This is a genomic window from Variovorax sp. Soil_C_19 (genome assembly GCF_057657255.1).
On record NZ_JBDGIV010000002.1, the window covers coordinates 473439 to 490990 of the forward strand.

A 17552-nucleotide genomic window follows, 5' to 3' on the forward strand; every position below is an offset into this window, starting at 1 on the left:
CTGTGGCTTCTACAACGTGAGGATGGCGGCCGGCAAAGACAAGGCCTTGACGCGCTCCGCCGCACGGGTGGCCTCTGCGCGCGAGGCAAAGGGACCGACGCGCACGCGCGTGCGCTCGCCGCCCGAGGTCTTGGCCACGCTCACATAGGTCTTGAGGCCTGCCTTCTCGAGCTTCTGCCGCACGTCGCGGGCTTTGTCGGCCTCGGCGAATGCGCCCACCTGCACCACGAAGCGGCCGGCATCGTCGGCGGCTGCCGCCGGCTTGGCGGCCGTGGCGGCGGGCTTGCCTTCGAGCAAGGCGCGCGCCCGGGCAGCCTCCTCGGCCGCGGTCGGCTTGGCGGGCTTCGGCTCCGGCTTGGGTTCCGGCTTGGGTTCCGGTTTCGGCTCTGGCTTGGGTTCGGGCTTCGGCTCTGGCTTGGGTTCGGGCTTCGGCTCGGGTTTGGGTTCGGGCTTCGGTTCCGGATTGGCGGCAGCGGGCGGCGTGGGTGGTGCGCTCGCAGCGGGCTTGCCCGGATCGATGACGGTCCCGTCGGCCGTCTCGGTGATGATGCCGCCGGCCGCAGGCGCAGATGCGACGCGCGGGCTGCCGCCCTCGCCCGCACCGCTGGTGTTGGCGGCCGGGGCGGCAGGCACCGGCAGCGGCTTGACCTTGTTGCGGTCGGGAATCTCGATCGGGATGTCGACCGCGACCGGACGCGGCTGGGTATCGAACAGCAACGGGAACCCGATCACACCGACCAGCACCAGCACCGCCGCGCCCACGAGCCGATGCCGCGCGCGGCGACGCATGGATTCGACACTTTCCGCAGGCGCTGCAGCCGGAGCGCTGCGCCCTTCGTTGCCTTGTGGGCCGCGCGTGCGGAACTTGAAAAACGCCATGAAGTTCGATCCCTGAGGAGTGCAGCGGGGTGATGCCGGATGGTGCGGACGTGGAGCAGAGCTGTAGCGTTTCAGCCGCCGGGCAGCAGGTGTTTGGCCTGCAGCCGCGGGGTGCCGTTTTGGAGCACGCCACCCACGGTGAAGAACGATCCGAAGACCACGATTCTATCAGCGGGGTCGGCCTGCTCGATGGCCGCGCGCAGCGCCTCCATGGGCCCCGCGTGCACGCTGCCGGAGGCGTCGGCGCGCGTGTTCTGCGCCTGCCAGCGCGCGAGCAGGTCGTCCGCCTTGGCGGCGCGCGGCGTCGGCAGGTCGGTGAAATACCAGCGGTCGATCAGCGGCCCGATGCGCGCAAGGATGGGTGCGAGGTCCTTGTCGGCCATCACGCCGAACACGCCATGCGTGGTGGGATAGAAGCCCATCGCGTCGAGGTTCTCGGCCAGCGCTGCGACGGCATGCGCGTTGTGCGCCACGTCGAGCACCAGCGCCGGTTCGCCCGGAACGATCTGGAAGCGTCCCGGCAGCTCAACCATCGCGAGCCCGCTGCGAACCGCCTGCGCCGTGATCGGCAAGAGCGGCCTGAGCGCCTCGAGCGCCGCCAGCACGCCCGCCGCATTGAGCAGTTGGTTGGCGCCGCGCAGCGCCGGATAGGCCAGCCCGCTGTAGCGCCGGCCGCGGCCCGACCAGCCCCACTGCTGCTTGTCGCCCGAGACGTTGAAGTCGTGCCCGAAGCGCCACAGTTGTGCACCGACCGCGCTCGCGTGGTCGATCACGCTCTGCGGCGGCACCGGGTCGCTCACGATCGCGGGCTTGCCCGCGCGCATGATGCCGGCCTTCTCGAAACCGATGCGCTCCCGGTCGGGGCCGAGGTAGTCCATGTGGTCGAGGTCGATGCTGGTGATGACCGCGCAGTCGGTGTCGATGATGTTGACCGCGTCGAGCCGGCCGCCGAGCCCCACTTCGAGGATCGCGACGTCGGGCTTTTCCTCGGCCATGCAGCGCAGGATGCCGAGCGTGGTGAATTCGAAGTAGGTCAGGGCCATGTCGCCCCGCGCCGCCTCGACGGCCTCGAAGTTTGCTATCAGTTTGGAAGCATCGACGGCTTCGCCCGCGAGCCGCAGCCGTTCCTCGAACCGCACCAGGTGCGGCGAGGTGAACACCGCCGTGCGGTAGCCCGCATGCCTGAGGATCGATTCGAGCATGGCGCAGGTCGAGCCCTTGCCATTGGTGCCGGCCACGGTGATGACCGGGCAGTCGAAGCGCAGGCCCAGGCGGGTGGCCATTTCCTTGGCACGGTCGAGTCCGAGCTCGATGTTCTTCGGATGGAGTTGCTCGGCGCGCGCGAGCCAGTCTTCGAGGGTTTGCATGGAGGCCGGCATTGTCGCCGACCCGGTAAAGGCGCGGGCGGCCGGGTCTTCTCGGCCGACCGCGGCCGCGCTTTCGCGGCATCATCGCGGGCATGACCATCCTCTACGGCATTCCGAACTGCGACACCGTCAAGCGTGCCCGCACCTGGCTCGCTGACAACGGCATCGCCTACACCTTCCACGATTTCAAGAAACAGGGCGTGCCCGAGGCCGAACTCGACCAATGGCTCCAGAGCCCCGGCTGGGAAGCCCTGGTCAATCGCCGCGGCACCACCTGGCGCAAGCTAGACGACGCCACGCGCAATGCGGTGGTCGATGCCGCATCGGCACGCGCGGTGCTGCTGGCCAACCCGAGCCTGATCAAGCGGCCCGTGGTCAACTGGGGCGGCCGACACGGCGTTACCACGGGGTTCGACGCCGCAGCCTGGGCTGCTGTGAACGCCGCGTAAACCCGGGAACCCCGCCCCACCGCCGCCCTCCAACCCGATCTGCAGGAGAGAACACCATGAACAGATACGTTTTTCGAAGCCTCGCGGGCGTTTCGGTGCTCGGCATGCTGGCCCTGGGGGCCGGTGCGGTGCACGCGCAACAACAGCAGCAGGTGGTGCAGGCGCGCGTGATTTCCGCCACGCCGATCCGCGAGACCACCGGCAGCGACGTGAGCTACAACGTCACCTACGAATACAACGGGCGCCAGTACACCACGCGCACCGACAGCCAGCCCGGTGCCACGATCCCGGTCCAGGCCAACGCCTATGGCGTCACCACCTTGCCGGTCGCGCCGCAACCGCAGCTGCAAGCCTACCCGGTCGAAGCCGGCAACAGCCCCGGCCACAGCCAGCAGTACGAGCCGCAATACGAGCCGCAGGACCGCCGGGCCGACGGCTCGCGCTGGGACAACGTGGTGCCCGAGCCCGGCGTGGTGGTCTCCAATGCGCCGGCCCCCGCCCCCGTGTACTCGCGGCCCGCTCCGGTCTATGCGCCACCGGTCTACGCCCCGCCGGTCTACGTGCAACCCGCCTACGCCTACCCGTATGCACAGCCCTACGTGCAGCCCTATGCCTACCCGCCGGTCGGCCTTTCGCTGAATTTCGGCTATTCGCGCGGCTGGGGCGGCCACCGCGGCGGCTGGCGCCATCGGCACTGGCGCTGAGCGCCCGGCCCGCGCGGGTCGGCGCCGGGCAAGCCCTAAAATCGGGGACTTTCCAACCCCCGGGGGTGCGCTGCCGCAGCGGCGCGTCTTCGACCCCACGCCGACCGCCCCTGCGCCGGCGCCATCCAATGACGACGACTACCGACACTCTCAACAGCGCCGCAGTGGCCACCAAGGCCAATGTGTATTTCGACGGCAAGTGCGTGAGCCACAGCCTCACGCTCGCGGACGGCACCCAAAAGTCGGTCGGCGTGATCCTGCCCGCCACCCTCACCTTCAACACCGGCGCGGCCGAGATCATGGAAGGCACTTCCGGCAGCTGCGAATACCAGTTGGCAGGCACCACCGAATGGATCGCTTCGGGCCCGGGCCAGAAGTTCAGCATCCCCGGCAACTCGAGCTTCCAGATCCGCGTCACTGGCGAGCCCTACAGCTACATCTGCCACTTCGGCTGAACCGAGAGACGGACACCCACATGTCGACCATTCTTCAGAACGTACCCGCCGGCCAGAAAGTCGGCATCGCCTTTTCGGGCGGCCTGGACACCAGCGCGGCGCTGCACTGGATGCGCAACAAGGGCGCGATCCCCTACGCCTACACCGCCAACCTCGGCCAGCCCGACGAGCCCGACTACGACGAGATCCCGCGCAAGGCCATGCTCTACGGCGCCGAGAATGCGCGCCTGATCGACTGCCGCGTGCAGCTCGCCAATGAGGGCATCGCCGCACTGCAGGCCGGCGCTTTCCACGTGACCACCGCGGGCGTCACCTACTTCAACACCACGCCGCTGGGCCGCGCCGTCACGGGCACGATGCTGGTGTCGGCCATGAAGGAAGACGACGTCCACATCTGGGGCGACGGCAGCACCTACAAGGGCAATGACATCGAGCGCTTCTACCGCTACGGCCTGCTCACCAACCCGAGCCTCAAGATCTACAAGCCGTGGCTCGACCAGGTCTTCATCGACGAGCTCGGCGGCCGCGCCGAGATGTCGGCATTCATGCAGAAGGCCGGCTTCGCCTACAAGATGTCGTCCGAGAAGGCCTACTCGACCGACTCCAACATGCTGGGCGCCACCCACGAAGCCAAGGACCTCGAGCACCTGAACAGCGGCATGCAGATCGTGCAGCCGATCATGGGCGTGGCGTTCTGGAAGGACGAAGTCGAGGTCAAGCGCGAGACGGTGTCGGTGCGCTTCGAAGAGGGCGTGCCCGTGGCGCTGAACGGCGTGGCCTACCCGAACCTGGTCGACCTGATCCTCGAAGCCAATCGCATCGGCGGGCGCCACGGCCTGGGCATGAGCGACCAGATCGAGAACCGCATCATCGAGGCCAAGAGCCGCGGCATCTACGAGGCGCCCGGCCTCGCGCTGCTGTTCATCGCCTACGAGCGCCTCGTGACCGGCATCCACAACGAGGACACGATCGAGCAGTACCGCGACCATGGCCGCAAGCTCGGCCGCCTGCTCTACCAGGGCCGCTGGTTCGACCCGCAGGCGATCATGCTGCGCGAGACGGCGCAACGCTGGGTGGCGCGCGCGATCACCGGCGAGGTCACGGTCGAGCTGCGCCGCGGCAACGACTACTCGATCCTCAACACCGAGTCGCCCAACCTCACCTACAAGCCCGAGCGCCTGAGCATGGAAAAGGTCGAAGGCGCCTTCACGCCGCTCGACCGCATCGGCCAGCTGACCATGCGCAACCTCGACATCGTCGACACGCGCGAGAAGCTCGCGATCTACACGCGCACGGGCCTGCTGTCGGCGAGCCAGGGCGCTTCGCTGCCGAAGCTCGCGAACGACGACGAAGGCAAATAAAGCACGAGTGGCGCACCAAGGCGGCGCCGCTCAGACCACCACCGGCTCCGGCTCCAGCCGGATGCCGAAGCGCTCGTACACGCTGGTCTGGATGGCCTTTGCCAGGGTCATGACTTCGCCGCCCGTAACCGGGTTCTCGAGGCCGCCGCGGTTCACCAGCACCAGCGCCTGCCTCTCGTAGACGCCGGCATTGCCGACCGACTTGCCCTTCCAGCCGCAGGCGTCGATGAGCCACCCGGCCGCGAGCTTGATGGTGCCGTCGTCCATCGGGTAGTGCACGATCTTGGGGTCGCGCGCGATGATGTCGGCGCACTGCTCGGGCGTGACCGTCGGGTTCTTGAAGAAGCTGCCCGCATTGCCGAGCACGCGCCAGTCGGGCAGCTTGGCGCGGCGGATGGCGCAGATCCAGTCGAAGACATCGGTGGGGCTGGGCGTGAAATTGCCCGTTTCCTCCATCTTGCGCTCGAGGTCGAGGTAGCCCGCCACCGCCTTCCATGGCCGCGGCAGGCGAAAGCGCACGCGCGTGATCAGCGCCCGGCCGGAGAGCCCGAAGTCGGTCGGCCCGGCGGGCACGTGCTTGAACACCGAATCGCGGTAGCCGAAGGCGCACTGCGCGGCATCGAGCGTGAAGCTGCGGCCCGTGTCCAGGTCGATGGCGTCGAGCGAATCGAAGCGGTCCTGCAGCTCGACGCCGTAGGCGCCGATGTTCTGCACCGGCGCGCCGCCCACGGTGCCCGGGATGAGCGCCAGGTTCTCGAGCCCCGGAAAGCCGCGCGCGAGCATCCACTGCACTGCCTCGTGCCAGGTTTCGCCCGCCCCCGCCTCCACGATCCAGGCGCGCGGCGTCTCTTCGACCAGGCGCAGCCCCTTGATTTCGACCTTCAGCACCAGCGGCTTCACGTCGCCGGTGATCACGATGTTGCTGCCGCCGCCGAGCACGAAGCGTGGCGCATCGCGCCACCGGGGGTCGGCCAGCAGCGCGGCCACGTCCGATTCGCTCGCGATGCGCGCCAGGTGCTGCGCGCGCGCGGCAATGCCGAAGCTGTTGTAGGGCTGCAGCGGGACGTTGTTCTCCACGATCATGGGAGAATTGTCGCATCCAGCTACCCGTGAATCAGGAGAGTCCATGCCGTCTTTCGACACCGTCTGCGAACCCAACCTGCCCGAAGTGAAGAACGCGGTCGAGAACACCGCCAAGGAAATCGCGACCCGCTTCGATTTCAAGGGCACGGCCGCCGCCGTCGAGCTCAAGGACAAGGAAATCACCATGATCGGCGATGCCGAGTTCCAGCTCGTGCAGGTGGAGGACATCCTGCGCAGCAAGCTCACCAAGCGCAGCGTCGATGTGCGCTTCCTCGACAAGGGCGACGTCCAGAAGATGGGCGGCGACAAGGTCAAGCAGGTCATCAAGATCAAGAGCGGCATCGAGAGCGAGCAGGCCAAGAAGATCACCCGCATCGTCAAGGACAGCAAGCTCAAGGTGCAGGCCGCGATCCAGGGCGATGCGGTGCGCATCACCGGCGCCAAGCGCGACGACCTGCAGGCGGCGATGGCGCTCATCAAGAAAGAGGTGCCCGACATGCCGCTGAGCTTCGACAACTTCCGCGACTGACCGAGCCTCGCATGCGCTCCCTCGTCGTCGCAGCAGCGCTGCTGCTGTGCGCTGCAGCCGGCGTGCAGGCGGCCAGTTCGGTCATGTTGACCGGCACCATCGGCAGCCGCGCGATCCTGATCGTGAACGGTGCGCCGCCCAAGACCGTGGCGGTCGGCGAGACCTTCCAGGGCGTGAAGCTGGTCTCACTGCAGGCCGAGCAGGCGGTGGTCGAGCTCGAGGGCAAGCGCGTCAGCTTGCGCATGGACACGCCCGTGAGCATCGGCGGCGGCGGTGGGGGCAATGGCGGCGGTAGCCGCATCGTGCTGCCGGCCGACAGCCGGGGCCATTTCATGACACAGGGCGCCATCAACGGGCGCACCGTCACCTTCATGCTCGACACCGGCGCGACTTCGATCGCGCTGTCGGCCGACGACGCCAAGCGCATCGGCCTGGACTACAGCAAGGCGCAGCGCATCCAGATCAGCACGGCGAACGGCGTCTCGACCGGCCACAGGCTGCGGCTCCAATCGGTGCGCGTGGGCGATGTCGAGGTCTACGACATCGAGGCCGTGGTGTCACCGCAGCCGATGCCCTTCGTGCTGTTGGGCAACAGCTTCATCAATCGTTTCTCGATGCGCCGCGACGCCGACCAGATGGTCCTCGAGAAGCGGTACTGACGCCCCTCAGGCTGCTGCAGCGGCGGTGACGACGATCTCGATCTTGTAGGCTGCGTTGGCCATCTTGGCCTGCACGGTCGCGCGCGGCGGGGTGTTGCCGGCGGGAATCCAGGCGTCCCAGACCTCGTTCATCGCCGTGATGTCGCCGATGTCGGCCAGGAAGATCTGCGTCATGAGGATGCGCGACTTGTCGCTGCCGGCCTCGGCCAGCAGGCGGTCGACCATCGCCAGCACCTGCGCGGTCTGGCCGCGGATGTCCTGCGTGGTGTCGTCGGGCACCTGGCCCGCGAGGTAGATGGTGCCGTTGTGCACAGCCGTCTCGGAAAGGCGCGGGCCGACGTGGAAGCGGGTGATGGAAGCCATGGTCGTTTCTGTCCTTGTTGGTTTCGTTGGTTGCTCAAGCTTTTTTCTTCGCACCGAGCTTCGACTCGGTGCCGGCCGCGAGCCGGCGGATGTTCTCGCGGTGCCGCCATATCAGCAGCAGGCTCATCACGACGAGCGCGATCAGCACCGTGCGGTCGAGCGTCCAGGCGATATTGCCCCCCAGCAGGTAATACGCCGGCGCAAAGAAGGCCGCCACCAGCGAAGACAGCGACGAATAGCGGAAAAATACCGCAATGATCAGCCAGGTGGCGCCGGTGGCGAGCCCGAGCCAGGGCGCAATGCCCACCAGCACACCCGCGGCGGTGGCCACGCCCTTGCCGCCCTGGAAGCCGAAGAACACCGGATACAGGTGCCCGAGGAACGCCGCCAGGCCCGCTAGCGCAGCCACGCCCTCGCCAAGCCCCCACTGCGCGCCGAAATGCCGGATCGCGAATACCGGCAGCCAGCCCTTCACCGCATCGAGCAGCAGCGTGGCGAGCGCCGCGCCCTTGTTGCCCGAGCGCAGCACGTTGGTGGCGCCCGGGTTCTTGCTGCCGTAGCTGCGCGGATCGGCCATGCCGAGCGCCTTGCTCACGATGACGGCGAAGGACAGCGAGCCGATCAGGTACGAGATGACGATGGCGGCGAGGGAAGGCAGGTCGAGGCTCAAGGCGCGCTCCACGTGGGATGGATTTCTTTTCGTTCTGGTGGCCGGCAGCATGCAGGCGGGCTGGCTATTCTGCCAGCGCGCATTCCACCGGCTTGGCGCCGAGCAGCCGCACGCACACCTGCGGGTCGATCCCGATCAGGTAGCCGCGCCGGCCGCCGTTGAGCACGATGCGCGGCAGCCCCAGGATGCTCGACTCGATGTAGACCGGCATCTCGCGCCGCGTGCCGAACGGCGAGGTGCCGCCCACCATGTAGCCGCTGTGGCGCTGCGCAACCTCGGGCGTGCAGGGCTCGACCGACTTGGCACCGATCTGGCGCGCGAGGTTCTTGGTCGAGACGGTGCGGTTGCCATGCATCAGCACGATCAGCGGCTTCGCGTCCTGGTCCTGCATCACCAGCGTCTTGATGACCATGAACGGGTCGAGTCCGAGCATCTCGGCGCCGCGCTGGGCGCCGCCGTGTTCCTGGTACGCGTAGGGATGCTCGGTGAACTCAACCTTCGCGGCACGCAGCAGCTGGGTGGCCGGCGTTTCCGAGACGTGGGCGCTCTTCTTCGGCATCTAGTTGGCCGGGTCGCGCATTTCCCAGCGGATGCGGTCGATCTCGGCCAGCAGTCCGGCCGGCAGCTCGGTGCCCCAGGCGTCGATGTCCTCGTCGAGTTGGGCCAGCGTGCGCACGCCGATGATGGTGCTCGCCACCTGCCACTTGGCGCGGCAGAAACCCAGCGCGAGCTGCACCGGCGTGAGGCCGTTGTCGCGCGCGAGCTGGTTGTAGCGCCGCGCGGCCGCGAGCGCCTCGGGCCGGCCCCAGCGCAGCTTGCGCACCGATTCGTAGCGCGTGATGCGCGCCTCCTGCGGCGCCTCGGGGCCGACGATGCCGCTCTGGTCGTACTTGCCCGTCAACAGGCCGTAGGCCAGCGGCGAGTAGGCCAGGAGCGACACGCCGAGCCGGTGCATCGTCTCGTCGAGCCCGTTCTCGGCGAAGCGGGCGGCCAGGTTGTAGATGTTCTGCACCGAGGCCACGCGCGGAAGGCCATGCTGTTCGGCGAGCCGCACGAACTCGTGCACGCCATAGGGCGTCTCGTTCGAGAGCCCGATCGCGCGCACCTTGCCCGCCTTCACCAGCCCGGCAAAGGCTTCGAGCTGCTCGAGGATCGGGGTCTTCGAACGCTCGCTCGCTGGGTCGTAGTAGAGGTTGCCGAAGGCCGGCACGTGGCGCTCGGGCCAATGGATCTGGTAGAGATCGATCACGTCGGTGCGCAGCCGCTTCAAGCTCGCGTCGCACGAGGCCACGATGTCGGCGGGGGTCATGCCCTCGCCTTCGCGCACCCACGGCGTGTTGCGCGCCGGGCCCGCCACCTTGCTGGCGAGCACGACGCGCTGCCGCACGCCGGGGTGGGCCGCGAACCAGTTGCCGATGATGGTCTCGGTGGCGCCGTAGGTCTCGCGGCGCGTGGGCACGGCATACATCTCCGCCGTGTCGAGAAAGTCGACGCCGCGATCGAGGGCGCGGTCCAGGATCTGGTGGGCCGAGGCTTCGTCGACCTGCTCGCCGAAGGTCATGGTGCCGAGGCAGATCGGCGTGACATGAAGGTCGCTCTGACCGAGTTGGATTTTTTGCATGCGCGAACTTTACTGTCGTCTGCCGGACTCTGCCGGTCGGCTGCACTTCGTATCATCGGCGCCCATGTACCAAGCCCTCCGCCCCTCGCGCAGCGAATTCGTCCCCGTGCGCAACCTCCAGTACCACGTGCGCACCTGGGGCCGCCCCTCGGCCGAACGCCCGCCGCTCGTGCTGGTGCATGGCTGGATGGACGTGGCGGCTTCGTGGCAGTTCGTCGTCGACGCCATGGCCGAGGAGCGCTTCATCGTCGCGCCCGACTGGCGCGGCTTCGGGCTGACCGATGGCGGCGGCGTCGACAACTACTGGCTGCCCGACTACCTGGCCGACCTCGAATGGCTGCTCGACCATTACGCGGGCGAAGGCGACGCGGCGCGCCCGGTCGATCTTGTCGGCCACAGCATGGGCGGCAACGTCGCCATGCACTATGCGGGCACCCGGCCCGAGCGCATCCGCCGCCTCGTCAACCTCGAAGGCTTCGGGATGCCGGCGCGCCGGCCCGACGAAGCGCCAGAGCGTTACGGGAAATGGATCGACGAACTCAAGCGCCTGCACCGCGGCGAGATGGACCTGTCGACCTATTCCGCGGTGGACGGCGTGGCGCGCCGCCTCATGAAGACGAACCCGCGCCTGTCGCCCGACAAGGCCCAGTGGCTCGCAGGCCACTGGTCGGCCGCGCGCAAGGAGCCCGACGGCAGCGAGCGCTGGCAGATCCTCGGCGAGGCGGCGCACAAGATCGTCAATGCGAACATCTTCCGCGTCGACGAGACGCTCGCGCTCTATGCGCGTATCGCGGCGCCCACGCTGATGGTCGAGGCCGCCGACGACAGCCTCGAGGGCTGGTGGAAAAACCGCTACACGCTCGACGAATTCCACGAGCGGCTGAAATCCGTGCCCTCAGTGCGGATCGAGCGGCTCGAAGCGTCGGGTCACATGCTGCACCACGACCAGCCGGAGCGCGTGGCGCAACTGATCGAGGATTTCCTCGCCTAGCCTTCCCGCTTCGCCGCCGCCCGCCGCAGCGCCGCGCGCGCCAGCAGCCGCGTCGAATCGAGCGTCGGCAGTGGCGAGTTCACGTCGTTCATGATCAGCGGGATCTCGGTGCAGCCGAGGATCACCGCGTCGCAACCGTCGTGCTCGCGCATGCGCTGGATCACGCGCCGGAAGGTCACGATCGCCTCGGGCTTGAAGACGCCGCAGACCAGTTCGTCCATGATGATGCGGTTGATCTCCTCGCGCTCTTCGGCGGCGGGCCGCACGCATGCGAGGCCCACGGCCGAAAGCTTGTCGAGGTAGACATCGCTTTCGACGAGCCAGCGCGTGCCCGTCAGGGCCAGGCGCCGAAAGCCGCGCCGCGCAGCCTCGTCGGCCACGCAGCCCGCGATGTGCAGCCATGGCAGCGGCGAGCGCGCCTCGATGAACGGCAGCGCCTGGTGGATCGTGTTGTCCGGGCAGACCAGGAAGTCGGCGCCCGACTTGGCGAGCTTGTCGGCGGAGGCGAGCATCACCTCGCCCACGCCGCGCCAGTCGCCGCGGTAGATGTGCGCCATGTAGTCCGCGAGCGACGGCGTGTGCATCGAGACTTCGGGATGCGCATGCGGCCCGAAGAGCGCCGCGCCTTCGACGCAGATGGTCTGGTAGCAGAGTGCAGCGCCCTCGGCGGAGCAGCCGACGATTCCGATGTGCTGGGTCATTCGCGCCATCCTACAAGCGGCGCCGCGGCGGCGGCAACCCTGCCGGCATGGACTTGCGCGCTGCCTTGGGACTTATGGCTTACTACAGATGGAAACGCCTGGGGCGTTCGCTCCGGCCGGTCCAAAACTGGCGCAGCCCGGGGCCATCGGGCCGGGCATGAGAAAATGTCCGGTTTCCCCGAACAGATCAGGACACCCCATGGACGCAGAACAAATCAACCAGATCGGTGCAACGCTTGCGGACCTGAGCGCCCGCACGGCAGATTTACGGAGGTATCTTTGACTACGATGCCAAAGCCGAACGTCTGAGGACGGTCAACGCATCGCTCGAGGATCCCAACGTCTGGAACGACCCCAAGAAGGCCCAGGAATTGGGCAGGGAAAAGAAGTCGCTCGACGACGTGGTCGTCACGCTCGACCGGCTCACCAGCGGCCTGTCGGACAACGCCGAGCTCTTCGACATGTCGAAGGAAGAAGGCGACATGGACGGCCTGCAGTCCATCGCCGATGACGCCGCCGGGCTCGAGGCCGACATCAAGCAGCTCGAATTCCGCCGGATGTTCAACAACCCGGCCGACCCGCTCAACGCCTTCGTCGACATCCAGGCCGGCGCCGGCGGCACCGAGGCCTGCGACTGGGCCAGCATGCTGTTGCGCCAATACACGCGGTACGCCGAGCGCAAGGGCTTCAAGGCCCAGCTCGAGGACGAGACCCCGGGCGACACCGCCGGAATCAAGAGCGCGACCATCAAGGTCGAGGGCGAGTACGCCTTCGGCCTGCTGCGCACCGAGACCGGCGTGCACCGCCTGGTGCGCAAGTCGCCGTTCGACTCCTCGGGCGGGCGCCACACCAGCTTCGCGAGCATCTTCGTATACCCGGAGATCGACGACTCGATCGAGATCGACATCAACCCGGCCGACGTGCGCACCGACACCTTCCGCGCCAGCGGCGCCGGCGGCCAGCACATCAACAAGACCGACTCGGCCGTGCGGCTCACGCACATCCCGACCGGCATCGTGGTGCAGTGCCAGGACGGCCGCAGCCAGCACAGCAACCGCGACGTGGCCTGGAAGCGCCTTCGCTCGCGCCTGTACGACCACGAGATGCGCAAGCGCCAGGAAGAGCAGCAGAAGCTCGAGGACAGCAAGACCGACGTGGGCTGGGGCCATCAGATCCGCAGCTACGTGCTGGACAACAGCCGCATCAAGGACCTGCGCACCAACGTCGAGGTCTCGGCCACCCAGAAGGTGCTCGACGGCGATCTCGACGTGTTCATCGAAGCCTCGCTGAAGCAAGGCGTCTGATGAAGGTCGAAGCGCTGATCTTCGACATGGACGGCACCATGATCGACTCCATGCCGGCGCATGCGCGCGCATGGGTCGAGTTTGCGGCGCGCCACGGCCTCGCGCTCGACGCGAGCGAGATTCTCGCGCGCACCACCGGCCGCACCGGCGTGGAGTGCATGCGCGAGCTGTTCGAGCGGCCGCTGTCCGACGCCGAATGCCTGGCGCTGGTCGACGAGAAGGAAGCGATCTACCGCACGATGTTCGGCGACAGCTTCGCAGAGGTGGCCGGCTTCACCGCCTTTGCCGGCGCCGCCGTCGCGCGCGGCCTGAAGGTTGCAGTGGGCACGGCCGGCGACCGGCACAACATCGAGTTCGTGATGTCGCGCCTGAAGATGGATCCGCTGCCGCTCGCCGTGGTGGGCGGCGACGAAGGCTTTGCCGGCAAGCCCACGCCCGAGATCTTTCTCGAAGCCGCGCGGCGCATCGGCGTGGCGCCCGAACGCTGCGTCGTGTTCGAGGATGCGCCCTTCGGCATCGAGGCCGCACGCCGCGGCGGCATGCGCGCCGTGGCCGTGTGCAGCACCCATTCCCCCGCCGAGCTCGGCGGTCCGCATGTGATCGCCGCGGTTCGCGACTACAACGAACTCGCCCATTCGAATTTTCTGGAGACCCTCGATGCTGCTGCAGCGTGACGCCCAAGGGCAACCCATTGCCATTCGCCGGGAAGACTATGCCGCCCCGGCATTCTGGATCGACACCGTCGACCTGACTTTCGACCTCGACCCCGCCAAGACGCGCGTGCTCAACCGCATGCAGCTGCGCCGCAACCCCGACGTGCCGCCGCAGCCGCTGCGCCTCGACGGCGACGAGCTCAACCTGGCCCGCGTGCTGGTCAACGGCCAAGGCGCCTCGTTCCGCATGGAAGGCGAGCAGCTCGTGCTCGACGGCCTGCCCTCGGCCCAGGAAGGCGCCTTCGAACTCGAGATCTTCACCACCTGCTGCCCCATCAAGAACACCAAGCTGATGGGCCTGTTCGTGAGCGAGGACACCTTCTTCACGCAGTGCGAGGCCGAGGGCTTCCGCCGCATCACCTACTTCCTTGACCGGCCCGACGTGATGGCGACCTACACCGTCACGCTGCGCGCCGCCAAGGCCGCCTACCCGGTGCTGCTGTCGAATGGCAACCTCGTCGATCAGGGCGACCTGCCCGAAGGCCGCCACTTCGCCAAGTGGGTCGACCCGTTCCGCAAGCCCAGCTACCTGTTCGCACTGGTGGCGGGCAAGCTCGTCGCGCGCGAGCAACGCATCACCGCGCGCAGCGGCAAAGAACATCTTCTGCAGGTGTACGTGCGCGCCGGCGACCTCGACAAGACCGAGCATGCGATGAACTCGCTCATCAACTCGGTGCTGTGGGACGAGGCCCGCTTCGGCCTGCCGCTCGACCTCGACCGCTTCATGATCGTGGCCACGAGCGACTTCAACATGGGCGCGATGGAGAACAAGGGCCTGAACATCTTCAACACGAAGTACGTTCTGGCCAACCAAGCCACCGCCACCGACGCCGACTACGGCAACATCGAGAGCGTGGTCGGCCACGAGTACTTCCACAACTGGAGCGGCGACCGCGTGACCTGCCGCGACTGGTTCCAGCTCTCGCTGAAGGAAGGCCTCACCGTCTTCCGCGACCAGGAGTTCAGCCAGGACCTCTGCGCCGACGCGTCGGCGCGCGCGGTCAAGCGCATCGAGGACGTGCGCGTGCTGCGCACCGCCCAGTTCCCCGAGGACGCCGGCCCCATGGCGCATCCGGTGCGGCCCGACAGCTACATCGAGATCAGCAACTTCTACACCGTCACCATCTACGAGAAGGGTGCCGAGGTGGTGCGCATGATGCAGACGCTGGTCGGCCGCAAGGGCTTCGAGCGCGGCATCACGCTCTACTTCGAGCGCCACGACGGCCAGGCCGTGACCTGCGACGACTTCGCGCAGGCCATCGCCGATGCCAACCCCGACTCCGAACTCGCGCGCCTGCTGCCGCAGTTCAAGCGCTGGTACAGCCAGGCCGGCACGCCGCGCCTCGCCGCGCACGGCGTGTACGACGCGCAGAACCGCAGCTACACGCTCAGCGTGGTCCAGAGCTGCCCGCCCACGCCGGGCCAGCCGACCAAGGAGCCCTTCGTCATTCCGCTGAACGTCGGCCTGCTCGACGCCAGCGGGCGCGAGCTGCCGGTGCAGCTCGAGGGCGAGAGCGAGGTCACCCGCGGCACCCGCACGCTGGTGCTCTCGCGTGCCGGCGAGCAGATCACCTTCGTCGGCCTCGACGCCGAGCCCGTGCCGTCGATCCTGCGCGGTTTCAGCGCACCCGTGATCCTCGACTTCGAATACACCGACGCCCAGCTGCTCACGCTGCTGGCCAACGACCCCGATCCGTTCAACCGCTGGGAAGCCGGCCAGCGCCTCGGCCTTCGCGCCGCGGTCAGGGGCATCGACGCGGTCGCGGGCGACACCACGCCGGTGCTCGACGACGCCTACGTCGAGGCCATGCGCAGCGTGCTGCGCCATCCGCAGCTCGACGCCGCCTTCAAGGAATTGGTGCTCACGCTGCCCTCGGAGACCTACATCGCCGAGCAGCTCGACGTGGTCGACCCGCAGCGCGTGCACCTGGTGCGCGAGGCCATGCGCGCCCAGCTCGCCACCGCCCTTTTTGCCGACTGGCAATGGGCCTTTGAAGCCCATCACGACACCGGCGCCTACAGCCCCGACCCCACGTCGGCAGGCCGCCGCGCACTGGCCGGCATGGCCCTGAACTTCCTGTGCCTCGCGGCGCGCGCCTCGGGCGACGCCGTGTGGCCTGGCAAGACGCTGCAGCGCTTCAAGGACGCGAGCAACATGACCGACCGCTTCAACGCGCTCAATGCGCTCGTGGCGTCGGGCCATGCGCTGGCCGGACAGGCGCTGGCGCGCTTCCATGCCCTGTTCAAGGACGAAGCCCTCGTCATCGACAAGTGGTTCTCGCTGCAGGCCGGTGCATCCGACCGCGGCGGCGACATCCTGCCCCTGGTCAAGCAGCTGATGAAGCACCCGGACTTCTCGCTCAAGAACCCGAACCGCGCACGCAGTGTGATCTTCAGCTACTGCAGCGCGAACCCCGGCGCCTTCCACCGCCCCGACGCGGCCGGCTACGTGTTCTGGAGCGAGCGCGTCATCGAGCTCGACGCCATCAACCCCCAGGTGGCCGCCCGCCTCGCACGCGCGCTCGACCGCTGGAGCAAGCTGGCCGAGCCCTACCGCAGCGCTGCGCGCGAGGCGATCGCGCGCGTGGCAGCCAAACCCGACCTGAGCAAGGACACGCACGAAGTGGTTACGCGTGCATTGGCCGGCAACTGAAGAAACTGAACACAGAAAGCATATGGCTCAACAACAGAAGATCTCCCTCACCCGCTACCTCGTCGAACAGCAGCGCGCCGATGGCCTCATTCCCGGCCAGCTGCGCCTGCTGCTCGAAGTGGTCGCCCGCGCCTGCAAGAGCATCAGCCAGGCCGTCAACAAGGGCGCGCTCGGCGGCGTGCTCGGCACGGCCGAGAGCGAGAACGTGCAGGGCGAGATCCAGAAGAAGCTCGACATCATCGCCAACGAGGTGCTGATCGAGGCCAACGAATGGGGCGGTCACCTCGCCGCCATGGCCAGCGAGGAAATGGACAGCATCTACGTGGTGCCCAACCGCTACCCGCAGGGCGAATACCTGTTGATGTTCGACCCGCTCGACGGCAGCAGCAACATCGACGTGAACGTCAGCATCGGCACCATCTTCAGCGTGCTGAAGAAGCCCGACGACACCCCCGGCGTGCAGGAAGCCGACTTCCTGCAGCCCGGCACCGAGCAGGTGGCCGCCGGCTACTGCATCTACGGCCCGCAGACCACGCTGGTTCTCACCGTGGGCAACGGCGTCGCGATGTTCACGCTCGACCGCGAGCAGGGCAGCTTCGTGCTCACGCAGGAAGACATCCAGATTCCGGCCGACACCAAGGAATTCGCGGTCAACATGAGCAACATGCGCCATTGGGACGAGCCCATGAAGCGCTACATCGACGAATGCCTGGCCGGCAAGGAAGGCCCGCGCGGCAAGGACTTCAACATGCGCTGGATCGCCAGCATGGTGGCCGACGTGCACCGCATCCTGATGCGCGGCGGCGTCTTCATGTACCCCTGGGACAAGCGCGAGCCCGAAAAGGCCGGCAAGCTGCGCCTGATGTACGAGGCCAACCCGATGAGCTGGCTCGTCGAGCAGGCCGGCGGCGCCGCCACCAACGGCAAGCAGCGCATCCTCGAGCTGCAGCCCACCAAGCTGCACGAGCGCGTGAGCGTGATGTTGGGTTCGCGAAACGAAGTTGAGCGTTTGACCCGCTACCACGCCGAAAAGGCCTGACGGAGTGGCTA

The 17552-nt window shown here is 67.7% G+C and carries 19 protein-coding genes; 11 read left to right on the forward strand and 8 right to left on the reverse strand.

The window, feature by feature from the left end; translation table 11 throughout:
- Window positions 1-9 precede the first annotated feature (9 nt).
- Together AC3A6R_RS06715 and folC are read right to left on the reverse strand one after the other, a co-directional pair.
- The gene (locus tag AC3A6R_RS06715) at window positions 10-879 is read right to left on the reverse strand and encodes an SPOR domain-containing protein (RefSeq protein ID WP_487864064.1); all 870 of its coding nucleotides are present in this window, start codon (window positions 877-879) and stop codon (window positions 10-12) included.
- A 71-nt stretch (window positions 880-950) separates the two neighbouring features.
- Window positions 951-2258: a bifunctional tetrahydrofolate synthase/dihydrofolate synthase gene (folC, locus tag AC3A6R_RS06720; RefSeq protein ID WP_487864065.1), complete on the reverse strand. Its 1308-nt coding sequence runs from the start codon at window positions 2256-2258 to the stop codon at window positions 951-953.
- A gap of 80 nt (window positions 2259-2338) precedes the next feature.
- Here folC and AC3A6R_RS06725 point away from each other — a divergent pair, with 80 nt between their 5' ends.
- The 4 genes from AC3A6R_RS06725 (at window position 2339) to argG (ending at window position 5215) form a co-directional block, all read left to right on the forward strand.
- Window positions 2339-2695, forward strand: a complete 357-nt coding sequence (locus AC3A6R_RS06725; protein WP_487858264.1) for an ArsC family reductase — start codon at window positions 2339-2341, stop codon at window positions 2693-2695.
- A 56-nt stretch (window positions 2696-2751) separates the two neighbouring features.
- Entirely contained in the window at window positions 2752-3399 is a 648-nt protein-coding gene (locus AC3A6R_RS06730) for a hypothetical protein (protein WP_487864066.1), read from the forward strand.
- 128 nt (window positions 3400-3527) lie between these two features.
- The gene (gene ppnP, locus AC3A6R_RS06735) at window positions 3528-3854 is read left to right on the forward strand and encodes a pyrimidine/purine nucleoside phosphorylase (RefSeq protein ID WP_487864067.1); all 327 of its coding nucleotides are present in this window, start codon (window positions 3528-3530) and stop codon (window positions 3852-3854) included.
- 20 nt (window positions 3855-3874) lie between these two features.
- Window positions 3875-5215 carry an argininosuccinate synthase gene (gene argG, locus AC3A6R_RS06740; RefSeq protein ID WP_487858267.1) on the forward strand — a complete coding sequence of 447 codons (1341 nt, stop codon included), beginning with the start codon at window positions 3875-3877 and terminating at the stop codon, window positions 5213-5215.
- A 30-nt stretch (window positions 5216-5245) separates the two neighbouring features.
- Here argG and murB read toward each other — a convergent pair whose 3' ends face one another.
- A complete protein-coding gene (gene murB / locus AC3A6R_RS06745; protein WP_487864068.1) occupies window positions 5246-6298 on the reverse strand; it encodes a UDP-N-acetylmuramate dehydrogenase in 1053 nt (350 codons plus the stop codon).
- 43 nt (window positions 6299-6341) lie between these two features.
- Between murB and AC3A6R_RS06750 the strand changes: the two genes are divergently transcribed.
- Together AC3A6R_RS06750 and AC3A6R_RS06755 are read left to right on the forward strand one after the other, a co-directional pair.
- Window positions 6342-6827: a YajQ family cyclic di-GMP-binding protein gene (locus AC3A6R_RS06750; protein WP_487864069.1), complete on the forward strand. Its 486-nt coding sequence runs from the start codon at window positions 6342-6344 to the stop codon at window positions 6825-6827.
- 11 nt (window positions 6828-6838) lie between these two features.
- Window positions 6839-7486 (forward strand): retropepsin-like aspartic protease family protein, encoded by a 648-nt coding sequence (locus AC3A6R_RS06755; RefSeq protein WP_487858270.1) that lies wholly within the window; start codon window positions 6839-6841, stop codon window positions 7484-7486.
- A 6-nt stretch (window positions 7487-7492) separates the two neighbouring features.
- On the opposite strand, the gene AC3A6R_RS06760 is transcribed toward AC3A6R_RS06755, so the two are convergent.
- The 4 genes from AC3A6R_RS06760 to AC3A6R_RS06775 all read right to left on the reverse strand — a co-directional run bounded on the left by AC3A6R_RS06760 (window position 7493) and on the right by AC3A6R_RS06775 (window position 10140).
- Window positions 7493-7849, reverse strand: a complete 357-nt coding sequence (locus tag AC3A6R_RS06760) for a RidA family protein (RefSeq protein WP_487858271.1) — start codon at window positions 7847-7849, stop codon at window positions 7493-7495.
- 34 nt (window positions 7850-7883) lie between these two features.
- Window positions 7884-8519: a glycerol-3-phosphate 1-O-acyltransferase PlsY gene (gene plsY, locus AC3A6R_RS06765; RefSeq protein WP_487864070.1), complete on the reverse strand. Its 636-nt coding sequence runs from the start codon at window positions 8517-8519 to the stop codon at window positions 7884-7886.
- Window positions 8520-8583: 64 nt separating this feature from the next.
- Complete coding sequence (locus AC3A6R_RS06770) at window positions 8584-9078, reverse strand: aminoacyl-tRNA deacylase (protein WP_487858273.1); 495 nt, start codon at window positions 9076-9078, stop codon at window positions 8584-8586.
- Window positions 9079-10140: an aldo/keto reductase gene (locus AC3A6R_RS06775; RefSeq protein WP_487864071.1), complete on the reverse strand. Its 1062-nt coding sequence runs from the start codon at window positions 10138-10140 to the stop codon at window positions 9079-9081.
- A 64-nt stretch (window positions 10141-10204) separates the two neighbouring features.
- On the opposite strand from AC3A6R_RS06775, the gene AC3A6R_RS06780 reads away from it, so the two are divergent.
- The gene (locus AC3A6R_RS06780) at window positions 10205-11131 is read left to right on the forward strand and encodes an alpha/beta fold hydrolase (RefSeq protein WP_487864072.1); all 927 of its coding nucleotides are present in this window, start codon (window positions 10205-10207) and stop codon (window positions 11129-11131) included.
- Here AC3A6R_RS06780 and AC3A6R_RS06785 read toward each other — a convergent pair.
- Window positions 11128-11832, reverse strand: a complete 705-nt coding sequence (locus AC3A6R_RS06785) for an aspartate/glutamate racemase family protein (RefSeq protein WP_487864073.1) — start codon at window positions 11830-11832, stop codon at window positions 11128-11130. The two genes, AC3A6R_RS06780 and AC3A6R_RS06785, sit on opposite strands and share 4 nt — an antisense overlap.
- Before the next feature lie 199 nt (window positions 11833-12031).
- Here AC3A6R_RS06785 and prfB point away from each other — a divergent pair.
- The 4 genes from prfB to AC3A6R_RS06805 all read left to right on the forward strand — a co-directional run bounded on the left by prfB (window position 12032) and on the right by AC3A6R_RS06805 (window position 17541).
- Window positions 12032-13136 (forward strand): peptide chain release factor 2 gene (prfB, locus tag AC3A6R_RS06790; protein WP_487864074.1). Its coding sequence is split into 2 segments (ribosomal slippage): window positions 12032-12112 and window positions 12114-13136, totalling 1104 coding nucleotides; the frame shifts between segments, so codons are not numbered across the junction.
- Window positions 13136-13810: an HAD family hydrolase gene (locus tag AC3A6R_RS06795; RefSeq protein WP_487864075.1), complete on the forward strand. Its 675-nt coding sequence runs from the start codon at window positions 13136-13138 to the stop codon at window positions 13808-13810. The genes prfB and AC3A6R_RS06795 overlap by 1 nt, the downstream gene beginning before the upstream one ends.
- On the forward strand, window positions 13794-16502 hold the full coding sequence (pepN, locus tag AC3A6R_RS06800; protein ID WP_487864076.1) for an aminopeptidase N: 2709 nt from the start codon (window positions 13794-13796) through the stop codon (window positions 16500-16502). The genes AC3A6R_RS06795 and pepN overlap by 17 nt, the downstream gene beginning before the upstream one ends.
- A 22-nt stretch (window positions 16503-16524) precedes the next feature.
- Entirely contained in the window at window positions 16525-17541 is a 1017-nt protein-coding gene (locus AC3A6R_RS06805; RefSeq protein WP_487858280.1) for a class 1 fructose-bisphosphatase, read from the forward strand.
- Window positions 17542-17552 lie beyond the last annotated feature (11 nt).

Bases quoted from the DNA above. Each gene is read 5' to 3' on its own strand.
- AC3A6R_RS06715 (WP_487864064.1), bottom strand. From the start codon at position 879: ATGGCGTTTTTCAAGTTCCGCACGCGCGGCCCACAAGGCAACGAAGGG.
- folC (WP_487864065.1), bottom strand. From the start codon at position 2,258: ATGCCGGCCTCCATGCAAACCCTCGAAGACTGGCTCGCGCGCGCCGAG.
- AC3A6R_RS06725 (WP_487858264.1), top strand. From the start codon at position 2,339: ATGACCATCCTCTACGGCATTCCGAACTGCGACACCGTCAAGCGTGCC.
- AC3A6R_RS06730 (WP_487864066.1), top strand. From the start codon at position 2,752: ATGAACAGATACGTTTTTCGAAGCCTCGCGGGCGTTTCGGTGCTCGGC.
- ppnP (WP_487864067.1), top strand. From the start codon at position 3,528: ATGACGACGACTACCGACACTCTCAACAGCGCCGCAGTGGCCACCAAG.
- argG (WP_487858267.1), top strand. From the start codon at position 3,875: ATGTCGACCATTCTTCAGAACGTACCCGCCGGCCAGAAAGTCGGCATC.
- murB (WP_487864068.1), bottom strand. From the start codon at position 6,298: ATGATCGTGGAGAACAACGTCCCGCTGCAGCCCTACAACAGCTTCGGC.
- AC3A6R_RS06750 (WP_487864069.1), top strand. From the start codon at position 6,342: ATGCCGTCTTTCGACACCGTCTGCGAACCCAACCTGCCCGAAGTGAAG.
- AC3A6R_RS06755 (WP_487858270.1), top strand. From the start codon at position 6,839: ATGCGCTCCCTCGTCGTCGCAGCAGCGCTGCTGCTGTGCGCTGCAGCC.
- AC3A6R_RS06760 (WP_487858271.1), bottom strand. From the start codon at position 7,849: ATGGCTTCCATCACCCGCTTCCACGTCGGCCCGCGCCTTTCCGAGACG.
- AC3A6R_RS06770 (WP_487858273.1), bottom strand. From the start codon at position 9,078: ATGCCGAAGAAGAGCGCCCACGTCTCGGAAACGCCGGCCACCCAGCTG.
- AC3A6R_RS06775 (WP_487864071.1), bottom strand. From the start codon at position 10,140: ATGCAAAAAATCCAACTCGGTCAGAGCGACCTTCATGTCACGCCGATC.
- AC3A6R_RS06780 (WP_487864072.1), top strand. From the start codon at position 10,205: ATGTACCAAGCCCTCCGCCCCTCGCGCAGCGAATTCGTCCCCGTGCGC.
- AC3A6R_RS06785 (WP_487864073.1), bottom strand. From the start codon at position 11,832: ATGACCCAGCACATCGGAATCGTCGGCTGCTCCGCCGAGGGCGCTGCA.
- AC3A6R_RS06795 (WP_487864075.1), top strand. From the start codon at position 13,136: ATGAAGGTCGAAGCGCTGATCTTCGACATGGACGGCACCATGATCGAC.
- pepN (WP_487864076.1), top strand. From the start codon at position 13,794: ATGCTGCTGCAGCGTGACGCCCAAGGGCAACCCATTGCCATTCGCCGG.
- AC3A6R_RS06805 (WP_487858280.1), top strand. From the start codon at position 16,525: ATGGCTCAACAACAGAAGATCTCCCTCACCCGCTACCTCGTCGAACAG.